Annotated in this window: 3 protein-coding genes; all 3 read left to right on the top strand. The window is 45.0% G+C overall.

Translation table 11 applies throughout. The features are described 5' to 3' along the window. Positions 1-82: 82 nt before the first annotated feature. The 3 genes from L655_RS0113250 (at position 83) to L655_RS0113260 (ending at position 2,333) form a co-directional block, all read left to right on the top strand. Complete coding sequence (locus tag L655_RS0113250) at positions 83-424, top strand: hypothetical protein (protein WP_024591408.1); 342 nt, start codon at positions 83-85, stop codon at positions 422-424. A gap of 2 nt (positions 425-426) precedes the next feature. Continuing rightward, positions 427-771, top strand: a complete 345-nt coding sequence (gene tnpB / locus L655_RS0113255) for an IS66 family insertion sequence element accessory protein TnpB (RefSeq protein WP_158001052.1) — start codon at positions 427-429, stop codon at positions 769-771. A gap of 80 nt (positions 772-851) precedes the next feature. Next, a complete protein-coding gene (locus L655_RS0113260; protein WP_024605279.1) occupies positions 852-2,333 on the top strand; it encodes an IS66 family transposase in 1,482 nt (493 codons plus the stop codon). Positions 2,334-2,355 lie beyond the last annotated feature (22 nt).

Here is a 2,355-nt window from a genome sequence, read left to right on the forward strand (position 1 = left end):
GTAAGCGTCTAGCGAACCACACCTAGCATCGATGTTCTGATTATCTAAAAATACCTGCTCAATGATAAATTCGGAGCAGGTGATGAAAACTTACAGAACAAGCGCACAGTGGCAGCAGCTTTTGCTGCAACGCAGTACGTTTAGTGGTACTAATATTGAATTCTGCCAACACCATAATGTCGCTATTACGACTTATTATAAACAACGTGCTTTACTGGCAAAAGACCAGCCTAATTCCACCTTGCCAGTGCACACGCAGTGCCTTACATCATCACGTTTTGTCCAGGTAAAACAAACTACTGAAGTCTGCGCGCAAACTCGTCAAAATACGCTGCAGTTTGATACGCTAACCGGCCAACTCACGTTTCCTATCGATTTAGCGACGGCCGATATCGTTGCCATTATTAAAGGGCTAACGGTATGAGGATGTTCGTTGATGTACCCACCGTCTATTTATGTGCCGATGCCGTTGATTTTCGAAAATCAATTAATGGTCTGGCGGCGTTGGTGGAAGCAGAGCTTGAACTACCCGTGCTCAGTGGTGCGCTATTTGTGTTTTGTAATAAAGGCCGTGACAAACTCAAACTGCTTTACTGGGATAACACCGGTTTTGCACTGTGGTATAAGCGATTAGATAAGCATAAGTTCAAATGGCCCAAACTCATGTCACCCACCATGACCTTAAGCGAGCAGCAATTACACTGGTTATTATCGGGTTATGATGTGATTGGACACAGTAAAATTGATGTCGCAGGTAAGAAAATGCTTTAATATTTGCGATCGATTGATGATCATCAAAGTGAGTTCAGTTAGCACTGCAAAGCCTTTGATGATGCCTTAAAATAGGCGTCATGAAAAATGAACTCGCCCTTAAACAGCGCATTGCTGAACTTGAAAAACTGTTAGCGCAGAAGGATGCCCAGATTGCGGCATTGGAAGAGCGCTGGAGCTTGGCCCAACAAAAACAATTCGGCAAAAGTGCTGAAGGCTTTGCCGGGCAAGGCGAGTTATTCAATGAAGTGGAAGAAATTGTTGAGGAAGTTGAGGCAGAGCAACAATCCATTAGCTATACCCGTAAAAAGCCGGTGCGTAAGGCACTGCCAAAAGACTTACCTCGTGAGCAGGTTATTCACGACATCATCGACAAAACCTGTGATTGCTGTGGCGGTGAGCTACATAAAATGGGTGAAGATAAGTCAGAAAAGCTTGAGTTCATACCCGCTAAAATCAAAGTGATTGAGCATATTAGGCCTAAATACGCCTGCCGTCACTGTGATAAATCCTCAACTCAGACACAGATTAAACAAGCCTCAATGCCTGCCATGCCCATCAACAAAGGCATTGCAACCAGCAGTTTGCTCAGTCAGCTTATCACCAGTAAATACCAATACGGGTTACCGCTGTATCGCCAGGAAGCGATGTTTAAGCAATACGGTATTGAACTCAGTCGACAGATCATGAGCAGCTGGATAGACAAATCAGCCACACTCTTCGCGCCATTAGTTGAACGGCTTAAAGCCGAGCTGTTAAAGCAACCCACGCTGTTTGCCGATGAAACGCCATTAAAGGTGGTGAAATCGGACAAAGTAAACAGTTACATGTGGGTGTATTGCTCGGGTCGAGATTCACCAGACCCGAATAATCCCATCCCTAATATCGTACTTTACGACTTCCACAATAGTCGCGCGGCCGCCTGCGTGGTCAATTATCTTGATGGATATCAAGGGTACTTGCACGTGGATGGCTATCAAGCCTATGCCAGAACAGAGGCAACCTTAATTGGCTGCTGGGCGCATGCTCGTCGTAAATTTATCGACGCGAAAAAGCTACAAGGTAAAAACAAAACCGGCAAAGCGGATGTGGTATTGAGCCTTATCCAAAAACTGTACGGCGTTGAGTCACGCATCAAAGATAAAAGTGTGGATGACAAATATACGGCAAGACAAGAGGTTAGCCTGCCTATTCTTAGCAAGCTAAAAATATGGCTTGAGCAGGATCAGCCAAATTTAGTGGGGAACAGCAAACTGATAGAGGCAGCTAATTACCTGGCAAATCAATGGCACAAGCTCATACGCTATGTTGATGATGGCCGACTTAGCATCGATAATAATAGAGCAGAACGCGCGGTAAAACCGTTTGTGATAGGCCGAAAGAATTGGTTATTTAGCCAAACGGCTAACGGTGCCCATGCTAGTGCCACCCTTTACAGCATTGTGGAAACCGCCAAGATAAATGGTCTAATCCCATTTAATTACATCTGTGCTTGCCTTGATGAACTGTGCCAGCCTGAGCCCGATATCGACAGCTTGTTACCCTGGAATTTTAAAACATAGGTGTAGTTCGCTAGACGCTCAC

Origin of the sequence: Pseudoalteromonas sp. TAE79, from assembly GCF_000498015.1 — a bacterium.
GTDB lineage: Bacteria > Pseudomonadota > Gammaproteobacteria > Enterobacterales > Alteromonadaceae > Pseudoalteromonas.